This is a genomic window from Neobacillus kokaensis (genome assembly GCF_014656545.1).
Lineage (GTDB): Bacteria > Bacillota > Bacilli > Bacillales > Cytobacillaceae > Neobacillus > Neobacillus kokaensis.
In genome coordinates, this window is sequence record NZ_BNDS01000016.1 from 69,013 (window position 1) to 88,131 (window position 19,119).

General features: G+C 38.5%; 21 protein-coding genes. 15 read left to right on the forward strand and 6 right to left on the reverse strand.

The window, feature by feature from the left end:
• Window positions 1-7: 7 nt before the first annotated feature.
• From IE222_RS17170 to IE222_RS17195, 6 genes are read left to right on the forward strand one after another with little or no spacing between them, the layout of a single operon-like run.
• Window positions 8-2,374, forward strand: coding sequence for a molybdopterin-dependent oxidoreductase (locus tag IE222_RS17170; protein ID WP_191274890.1), 2,367 nt, complete (start codon window positions 8-10; stop codon window positions 2,372-2,374).
• A gap of 11 nt (window positions 2,375-2,385) precedes the next feature.
• The gene (dsrO, locus tag IE222_RS17175; protein WP_191274892.1) at window positions 2,386-3,009 is read left to right on the forward strand and encodes a sulfate reduction electron transfer complex DsrMKJOP subunit DsrO; all 624 of its coding nucleotides are present in this window, start codon (window positions 2,386-2,388) and stop codon (window positions 3,007-3,009) included.
• A 17-nt stretch (window positions 3,010-3,026) separates the two neighbouring features.
• Complete coding sequence (gene nrfD, locus IE222_RS17180) at window positions 3,027-4,256, forward strand: NrfD/PsrC family molybdoenzyme membrane anchor subunit (RefSeq protein ID WP_223282766.1); 1,230 nt, start codon at window positions 3,027-3,029, stop codon at window positions 4,254-4,256.
• Window positions 4,257-4,273: 17 nt separating this feature from the next.
• Window positions 4,274-4,945, forward strand: a complete 672-nt coding sequence (locus IE222_RS17185; protein WP_191274894.1) for a TorD/DmsD family molecular chaperone — start codon at window positions 4,274-4,276, stop codon at window positions 4,943-4,945.
• Window positions 4,946-4,994: 49 nt separating this feature from the next.
• On the forward strand, window positions 4,995-5,891 hold the full coding sequence (locus IE222_RS17190) for a 4Fe-4S dicluster domain-containing protein (RefSeq protein WP_191274896.1): 897 nt from the start codon (window positions 4,995-4,997) through the stop codon (window positions 5,889-5,891).
• Between the two features lie 16 nt (window positions 5,892-5,907).
• The gene (locus IE222_RS17195) at window positions 5,908-6,114 is read left to right on the forward strand and encodes a twin-arginine translocase TatA/TatE family subunit (RefSeq protein WP_191274898.1); all 207 of its coding nucleotides are present in this window, start codon (window positions 5,908-5,910) and stop codon (window positions 6,112-6,114) included.
• Between the two features lie 110 nt (window positions 6,115-6,224).
• Here the strand turns inward: IE222_RS17195 and IE222_RS17200 are convergent, their stop codons facing one another.
• The 4 genes from IE222_RS17200 to IE222_RS17215 all read right to left on the reverse strand — a co-directional run bounded on the left by IE222_RS17200 (window position 6,225) and on the right by IE222_RS17215 (window position 9,705).
• Entirely contained in the window at window positions 6,225-7,418 is a 1,194-nt protein-coding gene (locus IE222_RS17200) for a M20 metallopeptidase family protein (RefSeq protein WP_191274900.1), read from the reverse strand.
• Window positions 7,419-7,431: 13 nt separating this feature from the next.
• The gene (locus IE222_RS17205; protein ID WP_191274902.1) at window positions 7,432-8,154 is read right to left on the reverse strand and encodes an amino acid ABC transporter ATP-binding protein; all 723 of its coding nucleotides are present in this window, start codon (window positions 8,152-8,154) and stop codon (window positions 7,432-7,434) included.
• The gene (locus IE222_RS17210) at window positions 8,151-8,813 is read right to left on the reverse strand and encodes an amino acid ABC transporter permease (RefSeq protein ID WP_191274904.1); all 663 of its coding nucleotides are present in this window, start codon (window positions 8,811-8,813) and stop codon (window positions 8,151-8,153) included. The genes IE222_RS17205 and IE222_RS17210 overlap by 4 nt, the downstream gene beginning before the upstream one ends.
• 61 nt (window positions 8,814-8,874) lie before the next feature.
• A complete protein-coding gene (locus IE222_RS17215) occupies window positions 8,875-9,705 on the reverse strand; it encodes a transporter substrate-binding domain-containing protein (protein ID WP_191274905.1) in 831 nt (276 codons plus the stop codon).
• A gap of 313 nt (window positions 9,706-10,018) precedes the next feature.
• Between IE222_RS17215 and IE222_RS17220 the strand changes: the two genes are divergently transcribed.
• Window positions 10,019-10,459, forward strand: coding sequence for a YaiI/YqxD family protein (locus IE222_RS17220; RefSeq protein ID WP_191274907.1), 441 nt, complete (start codon window positions 10,019-10,021; stop codon window positions 10,457-10,459).
• A gap of 146 nt (window positions 10,460-10,605) precedes the next feature.
• On the opposite strand, the gene IE222_RS17225 is transcribed toward IE222_RS17220, so the two are convergent.
• Window positions 10,606-11,496, reverse strand: coding sequence for a hypothetical protein (locus tag IE222_RS17225; protein ID WP_223282767.1), 891 nt, complete (start codon window positions 11,494-11,496; stop codon window positions 10,606-10,608).
• 398 nt (window positions 11,497-11,894) lie between these two features.
• On the opposite strand from IE222_RS17225, the gene IE222_RS17230 reads away from it, so the two are divergent.
• From IE222_RS17230 to IE222_RS17250, 5 genes are all read left to right on the forward strand, one after another.
• On the forward strand, window positions 11,895-12,197 hold the full coding sequence (locus IE222_RS17230) for a hypothetical protein (protein ID WP_191274911.1): 303 nt from the start codon (window positions 11,895-11,897) through the stop codon (window positions 12,195-12,197).
• 347 nt (window positions 12,198-12,544) lie between these two features.
• Window positions 12,545-12,880, forward strand: a complete 336-nt coding sequence (locus IE222_RS17235; RefSeq protein ID WP_223282768.1) for a hypothetical protein — start codon at window positions 12,545-12,547, stop codon at window positions 12,878-12,880.
• A complete protein-coding gene (locus tag IE222_RS17240; protein ID WP_191274915.1) occupies window positions 12,877-13,104 on the forward strand; it encodes a hypothetical protein in 228 nt (75 codons plus the stop codon). The genes IE222_RS17235 and IE222_RS17240 overlap by 4 nt, the downstream gene beginning before the upstream one ends.
• A gap of 36 nt (window positions 13,105-13,140) precedes the next feature.
• Entirely contained in the window at window positions 13,141-13,494 is a 354-nt protein-coding gene (locus tag IE222_RS17245; protein ID WP_191274917.1) for a hypothetical protein, read from the forward strand.
• A gap of 371 nt (window positions 13,495-13,865) precedes the next feature.
• Complete coding sequence (locus IE222_RS17250; protein ID WP_191274919.1) at window positions 13,866-14,462, forward strand: YdeI/OmpD-associated family protein; 597 nt, start codon at window positions 13,866-13,868, stop codon at window positions 14,460-14,462.
• Between the two features lie 154 nt (window positions 14,463-14,616).
• Here the strand turns inward: IE222_RS17250 and IE222_RS17255 are convergent, their stop codons facing one another.
• Window positions 14,617-15,708, reverse strand: coding sequence for a carbohydrate kinase (locus IE222_RS17255; RefSeq protein WP_191274921.1), 1,092 nt, complete (start codon window positions 15,706-15,708; stop codon window positions 14,617-14,619).
• Window positions 15,709-15,932: 224 nt separating this feature from the next.
• Here IE222_RS17255 and IE222_RS17260 point away from each other — a divergent pair, with 224 nt between their 5' ends.
• From IE222_RS17260 to IE222_RS17270, 3 genes are all read left to right on the forward strand, one after another.
• Window positions 15,933-16,889 carry an EamA family transporter gene (locus IE222_RS17260; RefSeq protein ID WP_191274923.1) on the forward strand — a complete coding sequence of 319 codons (957 nt, stop codon included), beginning with the start codon at window positions 15,933-15,935 and terminating at the stop codon, window positions 16,887-16,889.
• 212 nt (window positions 16,890-17,101) lie between these two features.
• Window positions 17,102-18,202 carry a carbohydrate kinase gene (locus tag IE222_RS17265; RefSeq protein WP_191274958.1) on the forward strand — a complete coding sequence of 367 codons (1,101 nt, stop codon included), beginning with the start codon at window positions 17,102-17,104 and terminating at the stop codon, window positions 18,200-18,202.
• On the forward strand, window positions 18,199-19,116 hold the full coding sequence (locus IE222_RS17270; RefSeq protein WP_191274925.1) for a pseudouridine-5'-phosphate glycosidase: 918 nt from the start codon (window positions 18,199-18,201) through the stop codon (window positions 19,114-19,116). The genes IE222_RS17265 and IE222_RS17270 overlap by 4 nt, the downstream gene beginning before the upstream one ends.
• The last annotated feature ends 3 nt before the right edge of the window (window positions 19,117-19,119 follow it).

The following is a 19,119-nucleotide window of genomic DNA, read 5'->3' on the forward strand; positions in this document are numbered from 1 at the left end:
AGTCATTATGAAGATATCTAGAAGAGATTTTATTAAGGCTGGTGCAGTTGGAACAGCATCTATGGGCTTGTCCGGCTCTCTATTTTCAAGTAATAAATGGTTTCAACCTGTTAGTGCAAAAGGAAAATCTCAGGAAAAAATCGCGTTCACGTATCACACCACAAACTGTGGCGGCCGCTGTGCGTTTAAATGTACAGTACGGGACGGCAAGCTTTCCATGATTCAACCGAACACCTGGACGGATAAGCGGTTTTCAACGGTTTGTTTAAAAGGCTTAAGCGAGATAGAACGAATTTATAGTCCAGATCGGCTGCAAACACCGTTAAAGCGGGTTGGCGAAAGAGGGGAAGGTAAATTTGTTCCGATTTCTTGGAATGAGGCCCTTACAACAATCGCCGATAAGTTAAAAGAGTTAAAACGGAAATACGGAGGGAAATCCATATTATTTAGCTGTTCATCGGGGATTGAATATACGTATCCATTCCTGCCATCCTTATTAGGAGCACAGTTTGCCATTGAAAGCGGTATTGATATTGGTTTAGCAAATGGTTTAGAAGAATGTATCGGCTCGAAAGCGTATGGGTATGTCCAAAATGAAACTTCCGATTGGGTGAATTCCAGCACGATCATTCTTTTAGGCTGCAATATATTAGAGACAACACTGACTGATTCTAAATTCTTTTTTAAAGCAAAGGATGCCGGGGCAAAAATTATTACAATTGACCCCAACTGTTCGACAACGGCGTCAAAGTCTGACCAGTGGATCAGAATCAAACCGGGTACGGATGGTGCTTTACTTCTTGGAATGATTAGTGTCATCCTTGATAATCAATGGTATCAGCACGATTACTTAGTTAAAAATACATCATCACCATTTCTGATTAGAGCAGATAATCAAAAGTTACTCAAGCAAAATGATACTCACGAGGGATCAACCACAAACCCTTACTTAGTTTGGGATGAAAACAGTAATTCGTTAAAGCCTTTTAATGCTCCTGGTGTAAAAGCAAAATTAGAAGGTGAGTTTACTGTCGATGGAGTAAAAGTAAAGACTGTATTTACAGCTCTAAAGGAAAATCAGAAGCAGTATACACTTAAATGGGCTGCAGAGAAATCAGAAATCGGAGAAGATATCATATTCGAATTAACAAGAGATTATGCAACACGTGGTCCAGCAGTTCTCGGCTGGGGATTTGGAGGTGGCGATAAATGGGCGAATGCCGACATCACTGGGCATTCAGGCGGAATACTCGGAGCATTAACCGGAAATATCGGCCGAGTTGGCGGAGGAGTCGGTGTTGCCTTATATCATGGTACTTCTTGGAGTGCCCAGCTAAGTTCATGGGAGCTGCCTTCACAGTTTAAAGCAACACCGCTGGAAATGACGACTCCGGATATGCGCGAAAAACCAAACTCAGTTAAAGCTGTGATTAACCTAGGCAATACCCTGCAGCAGCATTTTGCGAACCTGCATAAAACGGAAAAATGGATTAAACAATTAGATTTCATAGTAACCATCGACCCGTTCCATAATCCGAGTGTCGATTATTCAGATATCGTCCTCCCAGCATGTACGGCCTTTGAAAGTGAATATGATATTGTCAACATGCAAATAAATCGATCCCATGTTCTTCTATCACAAAAAGTTATTGAACCTTTACATGAAAGTAAATCAGATTTTCGAATTGAAAAAGAATTGGCGGCTAAACTGGGGCTGGATCAATACTTACCTAAAACCCCGGAGGAGTACCAAAAGGCACGCCTGAATTCGCCAGATCCGAGGCTAAAAGGAATTAATTTGAACACCCTTAAAGAAAATAATTGCATAATGCGTTTACAGGTACCTGACGAACCTTACCGTGGGTATATGGACCAGATTTATCCGACACCATCTACGAAACTGGAACTTTATCATGAAAAATTAGCAGAGGATCACCAAGCGCTTCCAACGTTTGAAGAGCCGGGAGAGGCATCTCCAAATAACCCGTTATTTAAAAAATATCCGCTGCAATTTAGTTCAGCACATACAAAGTATCGGGTACATTCGCAATTTACTAATGCAAAGTGGATTAATCAGTATCAGCCTGAGCCAAGGCTGGAAATGAATCCGCTTGATGCGAGCAGCCGCGGTTTACAAAATGGCGATTTGGTCGAGGTATTTAATGATCGCGGAACATTCAAGGCACGCTGCCTGCTGACAGAAGCATACAGGCCAGGACAAATCAGGCTTCATGAAGGCTGGTGGTCAAAGCATATGGCTGCCGGGAACCTGCAAAATGTCACAAATGATGTCCTAAATCCTCGTCAGTATAAGCTTAGGTATGGTCCTGTCATTCCTTATAATGATACGTTAGTTGAAGTGAAGAAAGTTTAGGAGATGGTGGTATGACAAAGCTAGGAATGGTTATCGACTTAAATCGCTGCGTAGGCTGCCAAACCTGCGCGAATGCATGTAAAATGCAAAATAATGTGCCAATGGGAATGCTGTGGAACCGGGTCCTTACGGAAGGTTCAGAAGAGATGGATGGTGTCAGCGGGATTTATCCGCATGTTAAGAAGAAGTATATCCCAGTCTCCTGTCAGCATTGTGAAAATGCTCCATGTGTAAAGGTTTGCCCAGTTGGTGCCACTTACAAAGCAGAGGATGGAAGAGTATTAATTGACTATGACCGCTGTATCGGCTGCCGGTATTGTATGGCAGCCTGCCCATATAATGTACGTGTTTTCAATTGGACGGAGGCCGTACGCCATCCAGGCTTTAACTATGGAGACAGCAAGGTGCCTGTCCGTAAGGTTGGGGTTGTTGAAAAATGCTCGATGTGTAAAGAGAGAACGGATGAAGGATTAGATCCAATGTGTGTCGTTTGCTGTCCGGCAGAAGCCAGAACGTTTGGAGATTTGGATGACCCGAACAGTGAAGTATCCCGTTTAATTCGCGAGAAAAATGGCGAAACATTATTGAAAGAAAAAGGGACGAAGCCGCAAGTCTATTATTTGGGCTTGTCATGAATGGAGGGAACTGATCGATGAAAAATAAGGCAAACATCTATTGCTGGATGGGAGCTTTAGGCTTACTTTCCCTAATGGGATTTGGGGCTTTAGGCTATCAGCTCGTCAATGGGCTGGGTGTAACGGGGATGAATAACGCCGTTTCCTGGGGTTTATATATTACGATGTTTATGTTCTTTGTTGGTTTATCGGCAGGCGGCTTGATTGTTTCTTCTTCGGCAACCGTGTTTAATATTCCTGCTTTTAAAGTAGTGGCTAAGCCTGCCACGATTCTATCCACCGTATGTATCATGGTGGCCGGAATTTTTATCATGGTAGATATAGGGAGTCCTGAACGCGTCTTAAATCTCATACTGCACTCCCAGTTTAAGTCGCCATTAATGTGGGATGTTTGTGTCATTACGCTTTATCTAACTATAAATGTCACCTACCTTTATTTAATGACCCGGCCAAGCTCGGATCAAAAGAAGCTAAAAGTCATGTCAAGTATTGCACTGCCAGTGGCAATTCTCGTTCACTCTGTTACAGCTTGGATTTTTGGATTGCAAATCGCTCGTGAAGGATGGCATAGTGCCCTAATGGCTCCTCTGTTCGTAGCGTCTGCTTTAGACTCAGGACTTGCGCTGTTAATCATTGTTCTTGTCCTTTTGATCAAATATAAACTTTTTACAGTCGATAAAAAGCTCATTACGAGTTTAGCTGGTCTCTTGGTAACGTGTGTAGCAGTTGATGCATACTTTGTCTTCTCAGAAATATTAACGATGCTTTATCCGCAAGAAGAATCTGTCATGCTTGTCCTAGATGAGATGCTGAAAGGATCGATGGCGCCATTCTTCTGGGGAGAGGTAATTTTAGGATTTGTTATACCGCTTGCGATTCTCCTATTTAGAAAAAATAGAGAGAAAACAGGCCTCATCATCTTTTCATCTGTGTTAATTGTCATAGGAGTCTTTTTTAAACGGGTATGGTTATTGTTTACGTCGTTTATTTACCCGCATGTGGAAGGGGCTCCCGGCATTACGCTTGGTAAATATCTTCCAGGTGAAAATCCGAATGTTGTTCCGCATTTTTGGCTGCTGCATGGTCAATATGCGCCAACTCTTATCGAATTAATGATTGTAGTAGGAATGATTGCCTTTGGTACCCTGTTATTTATTGTACTTTCTCGAAAGATTCTTATAGAGAAGGCACAAGAAACAAAACGCACCAATCAAAACCAATCCTTTGAGAGTCCAACAGCAGTGTAATGATAGGGGGAATCGTTATGACCAATTCATGGAGCGAGATATGGAATCTCAGAGCATCATTATATGGCTTTTTGGCTAATAGTTTGCTAGACCCTATACAGGGGGATAATACAGTGTTCACGCAAAAGTTCTGGAGAAACTTTCCGCTGGATGCGGCTAATGATCAGATAAAATCGGGATTAGAACAGTTGATATTATGTTCGGCGAGCTTAGAAGAGCTTTCTGAAGAAAAAGCAATTGAAAATGTAATGGTAGAATATACAAGCCTTTTTCTTGGGCCTGGTCATCCTAAAGCACCTCCTTGTGAATCATTCTATCGGAATGGAGAACGACTTTTCTTTGGCAGGACGGCGTTTGCAATGAAAGAAACGCTGTACCAAAATGGCTTAGAGAGTAAAAGAAAAAATAAACAGCCCGAGGACCATATCGGTATAGAGCTCATGCTGCTTTCCGTATTAAGTAGTCAATTAATCGGACTTGAGGAGAGCAAACAAGTTTCACTAGTAAAAGAGCAGCTTTTTTTAATAGATGAACACTTACTTTCTTGGATTAACGAGTTTTGTGAACAGGTAAAGCTCCATGGGAGTACAGGTTTTTATGGAGGATTAATTGAGCTTGCATGGGGAATTCTCCTTTGGGACCGGGAACTGTTAGAAGAGTTTATGGCCAGCAATGAGCAAGTTGGATGAAGTGAAAGCGAATTTTAAAAAAATATAGCAGTAAAAAGAGGTGGCTTTGATGGGCTTATTTAGCAAGTGGGTAGAAAGCTTAGACTATGAATTCGAGATAGAATCTTCCTGTACCCGTCATCAGAGCCATTATTCAACTTGTGAAAAATGTCTAACCGCTTGTGAGGAAAATGCGATTTCTTTCGTAAATGGACAGCCTGTATTAAATCAAAGCAATTGTGTGCAATGCGGAAAGTGTATCGTTGCCTGCCCTGTTCACGCCATTGCCGGGATCCTTCCGGAGAGGGAAATCAGCCAAAATCAACTCGTGATTTCGGGGCAGCATATCCCAACGTCCAAGGAATTGCTTATTTATTATAAAAAAGGGATTACCTCCATAATCGGGAAAGATGAAGCTAGCATGCAATTGTGGAAGAAGCCAATTGAAGAAGCAAACACCATGCTGAGGGAACTTGATGAACGTCCCTTTACCCTATCAATTAAGTCTATCGGGCAAGAAGAATATTATTCAAGAAGAGCGCTTTTCTCCCTATGGAAAAATGAAAGCAAGTCGATCATGAAACAGGTTACTCCGTCAAAGTGGCGTTTTAATCATAATGTGTTTGAACTGCAGAAGTATTATACGGGTTATCAGTTTACCGAACTTTCAGTGGATATTGAAAAATGTACGTTATGTACTGTTTGCGAAAGATTATGTGCTACTAAGTGTTTTGCTATTCAAGAAGGAAATTTTTCACTATCCTTGCAAGGTTGTTCAGCTTGCGGCCTTTGTGCCGATATTTGCCCTGAAAAGGCAATTACGCTGAAAGATCAGATTGTAAGCTTGGAAGAAATCAATCATCCCATTTATGAGAAGGTTTGTCAGTCGTGTAATCAAACCTTTAAAACTTTGCGCGACCAGGATGAAGAGTGTACACCCTGTAAAAAGCTGAAAAGTTTTAACTAGAAAGGAGCGAAAAAAGATGCTTTCAAACATTGGAATTCCCGGTCTAATTATCGTTTTAGTTCTTGCGCTGATCATTTTTGGACCTAAGAAACTCCCAGAACTTGGACGTGCTGTCGGCCAAACATTGAAGGAATTTAAGCATTCGGCTAAAGGGGTTCTATCTGAGGAAGATGAGCCTGTTAAAGAAACGACTTTATCAACAGATGATAAAAAGATTGTTTAATGATAGATAAGGATAGTAACAAAAGAAGCTAACCTTTAGGTAGAGGAGTTAGCTTCTTTTTTTAACATAGTCGTTTTCAGTGTTCTCGGACAAGGATGTCAGACTCCTTGTTACTGCAATAATTGAAAAGCAGATTGAATCATCCATTTTACACCGATTTTGATGGCTTCTTCGTCGACCATAAATTCTGGGTGGTGTAAGCCATGGATGATACCTTTTTCTTCATTTCTTGAACCAAGCCATACATAGCAGCCAGGTACTTCTTTTTGATAGTAGGAGAAATCCTCGCCGCCCATGGTTGAATCAGTGAGAAGCGTGTTTTCTTCACCGATAATTGATTCGGCAACGGAGCGAACAATTTCTGTCACTTTTGCATCATTCACGACCGCCGGGAGTAAAAATTTGTAATCAATTTCAACCTCTCCGCCGTGTGCTGTTACTGTATTAGTGACGATTTTTTTAAACGCTTCATAGATGTTCTGCCTTACTTCTTCATTAGAGGTCCGAACAGTCCCTTTCAAAATGGCTGTATCAGGGATGACATTATTGGTAGCCCCTGCTTGAAAGGCACCAATGCTGACAACAGCAGATTCTTTAGCTGGAACGGTACGGCTGACGATCGTTTGCAGCTGGCTGACAACTGCACTGCCGATCATAATAGGATCGATTGTTCTTTCTGGTAATGCAGCATGTCCGCCTTTTCCTTTAATCGTAAGCGTAAAATCATCCACACTAGCCATAAAGAATCCTTCTTTTATCCCCATTGTTCCCGTTGGAATATCAGGTGAGTTATGCAGACCGATGATCGATTTTACCCCTTCTAATAATCCCTGTTCAATAACGGAAACGGCACCGCCTTCGGTTTCTTCTGCAGGCTGGAATAAAACCCGGACATTCCCTGGCAGGATGTCACGCAGCTCTTGCAGGATAATCCCAGCGCCTAAGGCAATCGTTGTGTGGACATCGTGACCGCACATATGACTGACCCCATCGATTTTAGAACGGAAAGGGAGATTAGATGCTTCTTGAATTGGCAGTGCATCAATATCAGCGCGCAAAGCAATCGTTGGTCCTTGTTCTTTTCCGGCAATTTCAGCTGCCGTTCCTGTTTTTAAGGTGGTTGGGATTTGAGTGATGCCAAATTCTTTTAACCATCCATTTATGCGTTTGGTCGTTTCAAATTCCATATTGCTAATCTCAGGAAACATATGAAGCTCTCTGCGAATTTCCACTAACCGCGGGAATAGGCGCTCTATTTTTTCATCTAGGATGGCAGAAAGTTCTTGATTTAACACTTCATTCATTATGACTCGTCTCCTATTTTAAATGTCCTAAAAATTCCTTCGTTCTTTCATGCTGTGGTGTTTCAAAAATCATTTTTGGAGACCCTTGTTCAATAATATAGCCTCCATCCATAAAAATGACGCGATCGGCAACTTCCTTGGCAAACCCCATTTCGTGTGTTACGACGACCATGGTCATTCCTTCTTTAGCCAATTGTTTCATAACAGTGAGTACTTCACCTACTAATTCGGGATCAAGGGCAGATGTCGGTTCATCAAACAGCATAATTTTTGGTTCCATCGCTAAAGCTCTGGCGATCGCCACACGCTGCTTTTGTCCCCCGGAAAGGCGGTTAGGATATTCATTTGCTTTTTCTTCAAGTCCCACTTTTTTTAGCAGCTCTAAGCCTTTTTTCTTTGCTTGATCTTTCGTCATTTTTTTCAGTAAAACGGGTGCTTCGATAATATTTTCCATCACCGTCATATGAGGAAATAAATTGAATTGCTGAAACACCATGCCGATATCCTGGCGCAGTTTATTTAATGAAGATTCCTTTGTCTCTACTAGTTTACCATTAATTGTGATTGTTCCGCTATCTGCTGCTTCTAGGTGATTCATGCAGCGAAGAAACGTACTTTTCCCCGAGCCGCTTGGTCCGATGATAACGACAACTTCACCAGGAGCAACGTCCAAATCGATGCCTTTTAATACTTCCAATTTCCCGAATGTCTTCACTACATCTTTGCAAGTAATCATTCATACGCACCTACTTTTCTCTCAATTTTCCCGACAATAAAGGACATGATAGTCGTTAATAGTAAGTAGATTAAGCCGACTAATAGAAAGACCTCCATGTAACGGTACGTGCTGCTGATGATTTGCTGGCCTGTGCGAAGCAAATCATATAAGGCAATCGTCGAAACTAGAGAAGATTCTTTAATTAAAGCAATAAATTCGTTCCCTAAAGGCGGCAGCATTCGGCGGAAAGCCTGAGGGATAATAACACGTCTCATGGCTTGGCTTGAGCTTAACCCAAGTGATCTGGCCGCTTCCATTTGTCCTTTATCAATGGATTGAATGGCACCTCTGGCAATTTCCGCAATATAGGCAGCTGCATTGATCGAAAGGGCAATGCAGGCTGAAACGAACGGCGGCAGCGTAAGGGCGCTGAATACAGACGGAATGGCAAAGTGAATCACAAATAATTGCAGCAATAGGGGGGTGCCGCGAATAACCCAAATATAAAACCGGCTAATCTGGGATAGTAGAGGATTCTTAGAAATTCGTCCAAGTCCGACTAATAAACCCAAAATACTTCCAAAAATGATTCCAATAACAGCAATTTCTATTGTAACTAGTGCACCTTGTAATAGATAGGGTAAATATGTGGTCGCAAATGATAAAAACTCGCTCATTGCTATCGCTCCTTCCCGAAAATAAAACGGATAAAACGGGAGTCCGCTTTATCCGTCATTTTTATTGTTTCGTAATATCCGATCCAAACCATTTTTTACTAATCTTGCTTAATGTTCCATTGTCTTCAACCGTTCTTACAGCTTTTTCAATGGCATCACGAAGTTCCGTATCGCCTTTTCTAACAGCAATACCCATTGGCTGTACGTTGAATGCCTTACCAACTACTTCAAACTGTCCAGGCTTGGTGGTCATATAATATCGACCAATCATTTCTCCTACAACAGCGGCCTCTACACGTCCAAGTCCCATATCATTAAATACATCAGTAGTTAAATCATATTTTTTTATTTCTTTAACTCCATTGATAGAATTCGCAGCAGTTTCACCTGTGGAACCTAATTGGACGCCAACCACTTTTCCTTTTAAGTCATCGATTGTTTGGATTTTTAAAGGATTACCGGTTTTTACCGCTAAAATTTGTCCAACACCAAAATATTCAACAAAATCAACTTTTTTCTTTCGTTCATCTGTTACATTCATGGAAGATAGAATAATGTCAAATCGTTTCGCATCTAAGCCTGGAATGATACCATCCCACGCGGACGGAACAAATTTTACTTTAACGCCAAGCTCCTTCGAGATGGCAGCGGCAAAATCGATATCAAATCCAACTAACTCATTTTTATCATTCCGATACTCCATCGGCGGGAGTGTATCATCTAAGCCAATGGTAATTTCACCTTTTTCTTTAATTTGGGCTAAGGTATTGCCGCCGGCAGCATTGGCGGTCTTTGTATTTTTAGATGTATCCGGTAATTTAGGCTGCGTGCCGCATGCGGTAGCCAGTATAACAAGTGCAGCCATCAATAGTAGTGAAATGACTTTTTTCAAGGCTGTATCCCCCTCATATGTCTTTAGTTCTTTATTTGTTTAGCAAGATAAAGTATTTTGATAGAGTTTATTTTATTAGAATAAACGAAGAATTGCAAGATAATTTTACTAATATATTATTTTCCTATTATAGGAAAGTGGTTTTCGCTTATGAAAGCAGAGAATTGGATTTATTTGGATTATCGGGTATAGTAATATCAACACGGTTTTTAAAGAAGGAGCTTTCTTGAGCGAGGAAAAGGCCCTGTTTTGACGAAAATAAAAAACCTTATCGATTTGTGTTAATCTTGAACTTAACTTTTAGGAGAAAAAGATGAAAATTTATGTTGATGCAGATGCTTGCCCGGTAAAAGACATTATTATTTCTGAAGCTTTACGTGCGGATATCCCTGTCACTTTGGTAACAAGTTTTTCTCATTTTTCAAGTGCGGAGCAGCCTGCAGGAGTGGAGACAATTTACGTGGATTCCGGGGCAGATGCTGCGGATTACCGAATCATGAAGTTAGCGGAATCGGGAGATGTGATTGTGACGCAGGATTATGGCCTGGCATCACTAGGTTTGGCAAAAGGATGTATAGTGCTTCATCATAAAGGATTTACCTATACTAATGAAAACATTGACCAATTATTACAAACACGTTATTTAAGTGCAATGGCCCGGAAAAGCGGCAAGCGGACCAAGGGACCAAAGCCTTTTACACAGGAAGACCGGGAGCAATTTAGGGCGCTTTTTAAAAAAGTGATTTCTCGATAAACATTGTCATGTAAAAAAAGCAGAAATACACATATTTGTATTTCTGCTGGATTCATGAAAAACATTCATTCCTTTCGATTGAAAGATTAGTTTTTACAAAACCAAAGGTATTAAGGTTTAAAAAATCCTACTCTTTTTGAAGGAAACTATTTTTTTGAAAAATGAACTCCATCAAGAGTCGTTAGCGCCTCATGCATTATGGAGAATGGATAATCTAGTTTTCTTCCTCTAGGCGGGTAAATACTAGTTGTAAGATACCAGCCCCATGCTACCTCACCGCTTTTTTTGCCAATTGTACCGTTCATTTTAATGCCTGGCATAATTAATTCAGTGGGCAGACCTTTAATGTAATAAGTACAATTAGAATTCATTTCACTGACAACAACGGTATTCCCAATTATGGTGGTTACTTTAAATATGCCATCTGCTCTTTCCGTACATTGGTTAAAATTTTCCTCGAATCTATCTAAATCTTGTTCAAGATTCCAGTCTTTATGATGAATTCGGGGAAAGTCGTTTAATGTAAGTCTATTGATGATACGTTCGCAGATTTTCAGGTCAGGGAAAGCTTCCAGCGTGTATTGCTCAACAGCCTTATACCAAGAGGTTCCAACACGCTTATCAAGCCAGCGGACAAATTTTTTTAATTCGTAGAGGAAGGTATCAACGTCTTTTTCTTCTGGTGAAATTTTGATGTGATCTGGATAGAAGGAATAAATAAGATCTTCCCAAAATGGCTGCTGACATTGTTTCCAAGAGGGTGGACAATCATCTTCTAGATAGTGGGTCATATATTTTGAAATCACACGGAGAAATTCATTGCGGATCTTGTCAGAAGGTTTTTCTTTCTTATAGGCAATAAAGTCCTTTCCATAATATTCAAGGAGACCGCGATATCTCATTTCAAACTCAGAGCTAATGGCCAAATCCATCAACATTTGCTGGCGTTCCTGGGGATTGGCAAAATGGTGCATTCGTATACTTATTTCCGGACCATTTTTCCTGCGAATATCTTTGATTTTCATTCTGTTTGACATAAAAATAAACCAACTCACTTTCGAATTTATTTTGGAAAAAAAAGAGAAGTTATAAAGTGGGGAATCGTGGATGTGATATGGATATTATAGCGCTTACTTCATGTCGAATAATGATAGAAATTTGAAGTTTTTGTGAATTTTTGGGAATTAGCGTTATATCCAAGAGATTTTGATTTCAAAAAAGGTTTATTAGATATGTATGTTGGAATTTTGGATAGCAGCAAGAACACAAATTACTGAAGGTAGCTGCTAGTTACGCGAACATGATAAAGAAAGGTAAATACGTGCAAGTAGAAAGCTTCTAGTTAACCGAACGGTTTGAAAAATGTAATTTCGCGAAAATACAAGGATTCATCCCTCCATGCTATAAAAATAAATAAATAGGGTGAATTGATGCAATGAAAAATAACTTAGAGCTGCTTGAAGGGCTTTTACTTAATGATGATGGGTTATTAAAATCCCTCCGCATGGGAGATGGACTGGATAAAGAAAAGGCAAATCAAGTTTACAAAGTTCTAGCCGACTTGGCCGCTGAATGGAAAGGACAGGAGAAGATTCATAAAAAAGCAGTAGACTTGTTCATTGATGTTTACCCAGCAATGTTGTCTTCCAGTGATTATTACAGTGATAAAGTTGCAAACGAAATAATGGACTGTTGTGACAAAATCATAGATCTGATAAGAGATTGTCTTTCCTATTAATATAGGTGGAAGCCAATAGCAGCCATTGGAAAGACTTACGGAGTTTTATCTTAAAGCAATCAACCATACGAAAGGATATGCTTATTTTAAGGCATGATTATGTCAAGAATGTAGTTGAAAATTTGGAAAGAGTGAATTAGAGGTTTATGAATTCGGCTATGATTCTACAATTATTGATTTCATGCAAAATAAATCAATGATAAATTATGAGTACTTCGAAAAGCATTTGGAATGCAGTTCTCAGATTATTTATCTGTTAATGAAGGATCGGCGGGATTTCTTAAATCGATTTTATAGTTAGTATATATAAAAATCACTGATCAATCTTGAAAGGAATGAAAGACGAATTGAAATATAAATATTCTGTTGTAGAAGTTCCCAATAGTGGATATAAAAGAATTAAATTACCTGATGAGATTTCGGCAGTTGAACTTTTAATTTATGACATGGAATCCTTCAGAGAGCCAATATTCATTGATTTCATTAACAAGGTATTAAGTGGAGAAAGCAACGGAGAATGCATCGGCGGGAATGTTTGCGCCTTGATGATTAGTAGTGATTTTACCAAAGTAACGAATAACTTTATTACAGACGGAATGCAGGAATCATGTATGATTGAAACCACTGAGTTAAAAAAGATCATTGAAATCTGGATAACCGAAAATAAAGAGGTATTAAGATGATATTTTGTCCTTTTTGCGACGGCCAAGGAGTTATTTGTAAAGCTGAAATCAAAGCGCTAGGTCGCATTATTTATATTTGCGATGAATGCGACACGATTTGGCTAGATGGCGAAGAAATTAATGAAGAAAACTGTAAGAGATTCGATGATTTTATGAATCAATATGGGTTGCAGCCCGAATGGACCGAGTTATCTGATATTGAAAGAGGTTGGCAAAAACATTAATCATTTGAACTTGTAGTATGGGAAGGAGATTCTGCTATGCATATTATCAACCAGCAAGAAATTGAAAAATTAATTGAAATAATGCGTTCAAAATTAGATGAATCTAACTCAATCATTATAGAAGATGAAGGCTTATCAGCAATATTAAAATATTGTTTGTTTTTACAACAATATGCCCTAGATATTGTCACTAACTCTTCATTTACATACGAAGATATACTATATAGCGAGTACTATTGGTTTGCTAATTTTAAAAATATGTATTTTTCCAAAGCAGGTTATGATGCTGGAATTGAGCAGCAGGAATTTCTTCTTATGGAGAAATTAAGTTATGAACTAGACGGGGAGATTGAATGGGACTTTATTGAAAAACTGTGCCGTATTGAATAGTTTTTCTAAATATCTTTAAAAAGAAGCTGCATTACAGTTCATCCTATATGATTCAATTATCAATTAAAAGCCTTGAGGAACGTAGATATTATGCGTTAGAAGAATGTAAACATCAATAGAGATACCCTTTATATCCTCTAGTTGGAAGAAGTGAGTAATATGGGGTATATGGTAAAAGAAAAGTTATATGACAAAGGAATCCTTGCAGATCCACGCTAAAATGGGACGAACACAAGGTGTCAGGCACTAATTTCCGTTAGTCTCCTGGACGCGGCATCAATTAATATCTTATTATAAATCAATTGGAGAATTTGAGAATGATTATCCTTAACCGGCAGCTTTAACAAAAAAATTGAAGAGGGGTGTCTTTGATGACAACTGGTAGACTGAATCCTAAGGTTGATGGATTTTTAGGTAAAGCTAAAAAGTGGAAAGAAGAATTTGAGAAACTGAGAGATATCGTTCTTGATTGTGAGGAACTAACCGAAGAATTTAAATGGATGCATCCTTGTTACACGTTTGAGAATAAAAACATCGTTATAATTCATGGTTTTAAAGAATATTGTGCGCTTCTGTTTCAAAAAGGTGCCTTGTTAAAGGATACCCACGGGATTCTAATCCAGCAAACGGAGAATGTACAGGCGGCCCGCCAAATTCGGTTCACCACTGTTCAAGAAATTTCTGAAATGGAAACCATCTTGAAGGCCTATATTCATGAAGCCATTGAAGTGGAAAAAGCCGGTTTGGAAGTGAATTTTAAAAAGCATACAGAATACATAATTCCTGATGAATTTAAACATAAATTAGATGTGAACCCTGCCTTGAAAACTGCTTTTGAAGCGTTGACACCGGGACGGCAAAGAGCATACATACTTTATTTTTCTCAACCTAAACAATCCAAAACGCGAGTGTCAAGGGTTGAAAAATACATGCAGCAAATTCTCGATGGAAAGGGATTAAATGATTAGTATCTTTTGATAGGAAATAATTTAATCAAACTTCAAGATATTATAAACAATAATAAAAGCTAGCCGAGTTATATTACTCAGAGCTAGCTTTTTTGTTGCTAATAATAAAGTTCAGACGATTTCTGATACATTTCGCATGGTGCAGAGGCATCTGTCATGAAAATTCCTTTACTATTTCATGAAGTTTTTCAGGTTTTAAAAAAGATGATATAGATTTCTCAGTCTGAAGGGTAAGTGCGGCACCAGCAAGTCCTAGCTTACAAGCACTAACCAGTGATTCTCCGTTCATGATTCCATATATCGCACATGAAGCAAAAGCCTCACCAGATCCTGTGACATCAACAACATCCGTTTTGAATGGTGGCAGATGTCCTGATTCTTCAGAAGAAAAATAATAAGCCCCCTGATCCCCAAGCGTAATAATAACGTTTTGAACGCCCCGCTGTCTAATTTTTTCACAGGCTGATTGACAATCCTGGATAGAGTCGATTACTGTGTCAGCAAGTATCTCTGCTTCTTTCCGATTAGGAACTAGCAGCTCTACACCGTCAAGACGAATAGGAAGTTTTCCTGCCTTGACTGAGGATACAGGATCAATGTAAATAGGGATTTTTTCATCGCTGCAGCGTTTAATAATATAACTGATACATTCCTCAGGAATATTGGTGTCTAAAAAAACAGCAGTTGCAGTAGTAATATAGGACCATTTTTCCTCGAACATGGAAATGGTTAATTTTTCGTATATATTCATGTCGGCCATTGAGACAATGCTTTCACCAGTAATATCCAGCAAGGTCGTAAAGGTTCCTGTCCTTTCTGTTGGTAAAACCCATACTTGGCTGACATCCACGCCTTGGCTTTTCGTTTCCTTCAATATCCATTGTCCTTCTTTATCATCTCCGACACATGTCATAAGAGAAGTGCTAAGCCCTAACTGGCTTAAGTTTTCTGCAAAGTTGCGTGCTACACCCCCGCAGGCTTCAGTAATATTTACTGGATTGGAAGAATATAGGACCACTTTTTGGTTTGTTCGAGCTTTTCGGTCTGCGTTTGCTCCTCCTATACAAACGATGGCCGACTTTTCTCGGAGAATATAGCCTCGCCCTTTAATTTGACCGCGCTTCGTCAAGTTAGCAATATAATTAGCAACCGCAGGACGAGAAAGTCCGACTTTATTTGATAATTCTTGCTGCGAAATGAAAGGATTCATTTTTATGTAATGTAAAATTTGATTCTCTTTATCCATGAAACAACCCCATTTCTTTTGAACAAAAGTTTTCCATATAAACAAATGTTTGATATATGTTTAATTATATACTATAATTTTGAAAAGTTATCTTATAGATTGTCTAAATAATATAGTCAATCCATTATAACGCAAAATATAAATTGCAAAAAAGTCAATCTTTGTTTTATGTTCCAGGTTATGATTTTTTACCTTAGAAAAAAATAAATTGGAGGAACTAGAATATGAAGAAATATCTGTACCCTCTCTTGGTGATTATAGCAGCGAGCAGTTATGGTGTAGTTTCAACCATTATAAAACTGGCAATGGGCAGGGGTTTTTCAGCCTCGGAAGCTGTTACAAGTCAATTTTTTATCGGTTTTTGCATCGCTGTCGGTATTTTTTTCCTGACAAACAGAGCAAAAATAAGCTTTAAAGGTGTTAAAATGCTGATTTTTGCAGGTGTTTTAACGGGGTTTACAAATATTGTATATGGTCATTCTTTGAACTATTTACCAGCCTCTTTGGCAGTTGTTCTTCTATTTCAATTTACATGGATCGGTATGTTGATTTCCTGTATATCAAAGCGCCAGCTTCCTACTCGGATTGAATTCATTTCTTTACTATTCTTGGTTTTGGGAACCATTCCAGCAGCTGGGTTGATTGACGTTGATATAACTAAAATACCTCTACAAGGGTGGATATGGGGGTTAGCGGCAGCCCTTTGTTATTCACTATTTTTATTCGTAAATGGTCGAGCAGCTGCAAGTATGAACACCTCTGGCCGTTTAGTGTTTGTTTCTTTCTTTGCGTTTATGATGTCTGCTTTATTTCAATCTCCAGAAATTATTTGGAATGGTACTTTGTTTAACGAAGGACTTTGGTTGTATGGTTTGGCATTAGGGTTATTTGGCATGATTATTCCTGTGTTTTTATTCACTATTGCTGTTCCTAAAGTTGGATTAGGCATGACATCCATTTTAAGTGCTATTGAATTGCCGATTGCGGTGATGGTGTCGGTTATATTACTAAGTGAAACTGTTACAACGATACAAATTGCTGGGATCGTTATCATCCTCCTAGGTATAAGTCTACCAACAATATTAACTGGTAATTTATTGATGAGAAAAAATAGAGCAGCAAAACAAAAAATAAAAAATAAATCTTATATGTTTCGTGAAATTAAAAAACACATTAGTTGAGGCTTACTCAGTTCTCTGTCTTTTAACATTCGCTATGCGCATTTTCGGTATCTAAATAGATTGCTATTAATTGAGAATACTAATTAAAAGAATATTTTTTATTAATATCTATTGACAATACGATATGAAAGCGTATACTGAAATTAATTAAACAAACGTTTATTTAATAAACAAACGTTTGTTGAAAGTGAGGTGTATACATGACAAATGGTATGAATGAAAATGAAGAATTAATCTTAAGCAAGATTAAGGAAAATCCATTTATTTCCCAACAAGAGCTGTCAGAAATTGTAGGGATTTCAAAATCGTCAATTGCCAATATTATTTCTGAACTAATTAAGAAAGAGTATGTTATGGGCAAGGCTTATGTCTTAAATGAAACGAACCCTATTATTTGCATAGGGGGAGCTAATGTAGATAGAAAATATTATGCGAAATATGAAATAACCAATGAAACTTCAAATCCAGTAATCTCTTCCAGCTCAGTTGGTGGGGTTGCAAGAAATATTGCTGAAAACTTAGGAAGACTTGGCGAGGAAGTTGTTTTAATTTCAGCAAGCGGTCAGGATTCCGCTTGGGAAGAGATTTACAATTTATCTTCACCTTTTATGAATTTAGAGCATGTTACACAATTTGAGAATTCATCAACAGGATCCTATACAGCAGTTTTGGATAAAAATGGAGATTTATCACTGGCATTAGCAGATATGGATGTTTATGAAAATATTACTCCGGAATTAATGATAAAAAAAAGCAATTTACTTAAAAGAGCTAAATGTATAGTAGTAGATTTGAATTGTCCAAGTGAAACGATTGATTATATTTGTTCTTTTACATCTAAATATAGTATTCCATTAGTCATTATCCCTGTATCGTCTCCGAAAATGACCAGGCTTCCAAAAACTTTGAGTGCAGTGACCTGGCTTATCGTAAATAAAGATGAAACCGAAACTTTTATGAATATGAAAATAAATGATAGGAAAGATTGGGAGAATTCGGTTAAGAAATGGTTAGAGTTAGGAGTAAAAAATGTGATTGTGACGAATGGATCCAAAGGTGTAATGTCAGGTGTTGAAAATGGCGAGATTCAACATTTTCCAGCTATCGAAACACCAATGGTTGCTGATGTGACAGGTGCGGGAGATTCATTCTGTTCAGGTGTTATTTATTCCTGGCTGCAAAAGAAAGACATAGATTATATTATTAAATCTGGTTTGGTTAATGCGCATAAGACCATTATGTCAAAGTATACAGTTAGACAAGAACTATCACAAAAACAATTTATGATTGATATGGAGGAATTTATAAAATGAAACAATATATCGAGTTATCTGCAGAGGTCCAACAAGCAAAAGCTGAAGGAAAAGCAATCGTTGCATTAGAATCTACAATTATCTCTCATGGGATGCCTTATCCGCAAAATGTACAAATGGCTCGTGAAGTAGAACAAATTGTTCGTGACAACGGTGCTGTTCCAGCAACAATAGCCATCATTGATGGAAAAATTAAAATTGGATTAACAGATGAAGAATTAGAGTTATTTGGTAAAAGTTCGGATGTGGCAAAAGTATCAAGACGTGACTTGGCCCACATTATTGCAACGAAAAAACTTGGGGCTACGACTGTTGCATCCACAATGATTTGTGCTGATTTAGCAGACATCAAAATCTTTGTAACCGGTGGTATTGGCGGCGTTCATAAAGGCGCTGAAACAACAATGGATATTTCAGCTGACCTAGAGGAATTGGCGCAAACGGATGTAGCAGTAGTTTGTGCAGGTGCAAAATCGATCCTAGATTTAGCTCTTACACTAGAATACCTTGAAACAAAAGGAGTTCCTGTGATTGGATATGAAACTGAGGTCTTGCCAGCATTTTATACAAGAAAAAGTGAACATAAATTAAATACCTCTACTTATTCCATCGATACAATTGCTGAAACATTAAAAACGAAATGGGAATTAAACCTTAAGGGTGGAGCAGTAATCGCTAATCCGATTCCTGAAGAGCACGCAATGGATGAAGAATATATTAATGGAATTATTGACCAAGCAATCAAGGAAGCAGAGGAAAATCACATTATTGGTAAGGACAGTACACCATTCCTATTAGGAAAAATTAAAGAATTAACTGGCGGTAAAAGCCTTGAAGCCAACATTGAATTAGTAAAACACAATGCTAAAGTAGGAACCCAGCTGGCAGTTAGCTTCAATAATAAAACAAAATAATAC

Excerpts from the sequence above, each read along its gene's own strand:
- IE222_RS17170 (WP_191274890.1), top strand. The coding sequence starts at position 8 with ATGAAGATATCTAGAAGAGATTTTATTAAGGCTGGTGCAGTTGGAACA.
- dsrO (WP_191274892.1), top strand. The coding sequence starts at position 2,386 with ATGACAAAGCTAGGAATGGTTATCGACTTAAATCGCTGCGTAGGCTGC.
- nrfD (WP_223282766.1), top strand. The coding sequence starts at position 3,027 with ATGAAAAATAAGGCAAACATCTATTGCTGGATGGGAGCTTTAGGCTTA.
- IE222_RS17185 (WP_191274894.1), top strand. The coding sequence starts at position 4,274 with ATGACCAATTCATGGAGCGAGATATGGAATCTCAGAGCATCATTATAT.
- IE222_RS17190 (WP_191274896.1), top strand. The coding sequence starts at position 4,995 with ATGGGCTTATTTAGCAAGTGGGTAGAAAGCTTAGACTATGAATTCGAG.
- IE222_RS17195 (WP_191274898.1), top strand. The coding sequence starts at position 5,908 with ATGCTTTCAAACATTGGAATTCCCGGTCTAATTATCGTTTTAGTTCTT.
- IE222_RS17200 (WP_191274900.1), bottom strand. The coding sequence starts at position 7,418 with ATGAATGAAGTGTTAAATCAAGAACTTTCTGCCATCCTAGATGAAAAA.
- IE222_RS17205 (WP_191274902.1), bottom strand. The coding sequence starts at position 8,154 with ATGATTACTTGCAAAGATGTAGTGAAGACATTCGGGAAATTGGAAGTA.
- IE222_RS17210 (WP_191274904.1), bottom strand. The coding sequence starts at position 8,813 with ATGAGCGAGTTTTTATCATTTGCGACCACATATTTACCCTATCTATTA.
- IE222_RS17220 (WP_191274907.1), top strand. The coding sequence starts at position 10,019 with ATGAAAATTTATGTTGATGCAGATGCTTGCCCGGTAAAAGACATTATT.
- IE222_RS17225 (WP_223282767.1), bottom strand. The coding sequence starts at position 11,496 with ATGTCAAACAGAATGAAAATCAAAGATATTCGCAGGAAAAATGGTCCG.
- IE222_RS17230 (WP_191274911.1), top strand. The coding sequence starts at position 11,895 with ATGAAAAATAACTTAGAGCTGCTTGAAGGGCTTTTACTTAATGATGAT.
- IE222_RS17240 (WP_191274915.1), top strand. The coding sequence starts at position 12,877 with ATGATATTTTGTCCTTTTTGCGACGGCCAAGGAGTTATTTGTAAAGCT.
- IE222_RS17245 (WP_191274917.1), top strand. The coding sequence starts at position 13,141 with ATGCATATTATCAACCAGCAAGAAATTGAAAAATTAATTGAAATAATG.
- IE222_RS17250 (WP_191274919.1), top strand. The coding sequence starts at position 13,866 with ATGACAACTGGTAGACTGAATCCTAAGGTTGATGGATTTTTAGGTAAA.
- IE222_RS17255 (WP_191274921.1), bottom strand. The coding sequence starts at position 15,708 with ATGGATAAAGAGAATCAAATTTTACATTACATAAAAATGAATCCTTTC.
- IE222_RS17260 (WP_191274923.1), top strand. The coding sequence starts at position 15,933 with ATGAAGAAATATCTGTACCCTCTCTTGGTGATTATAGCAGCGAGCAGT.
- IE222_RS17265 (WP_191274958.1), top strand. The coding sequence starts at position 17,102 with ATGAATGAAAATGAAGAATTAATCTTAAGCAAGATTAAGGAAAATCCA.
- IE222_RS17270 (WP_191274925.1), top strand. The coding sequence starts at position 18,199 with ATGAAACAATATATCGAGTTATCTGCAGAGGTCCAACAAGCAAAAGCT.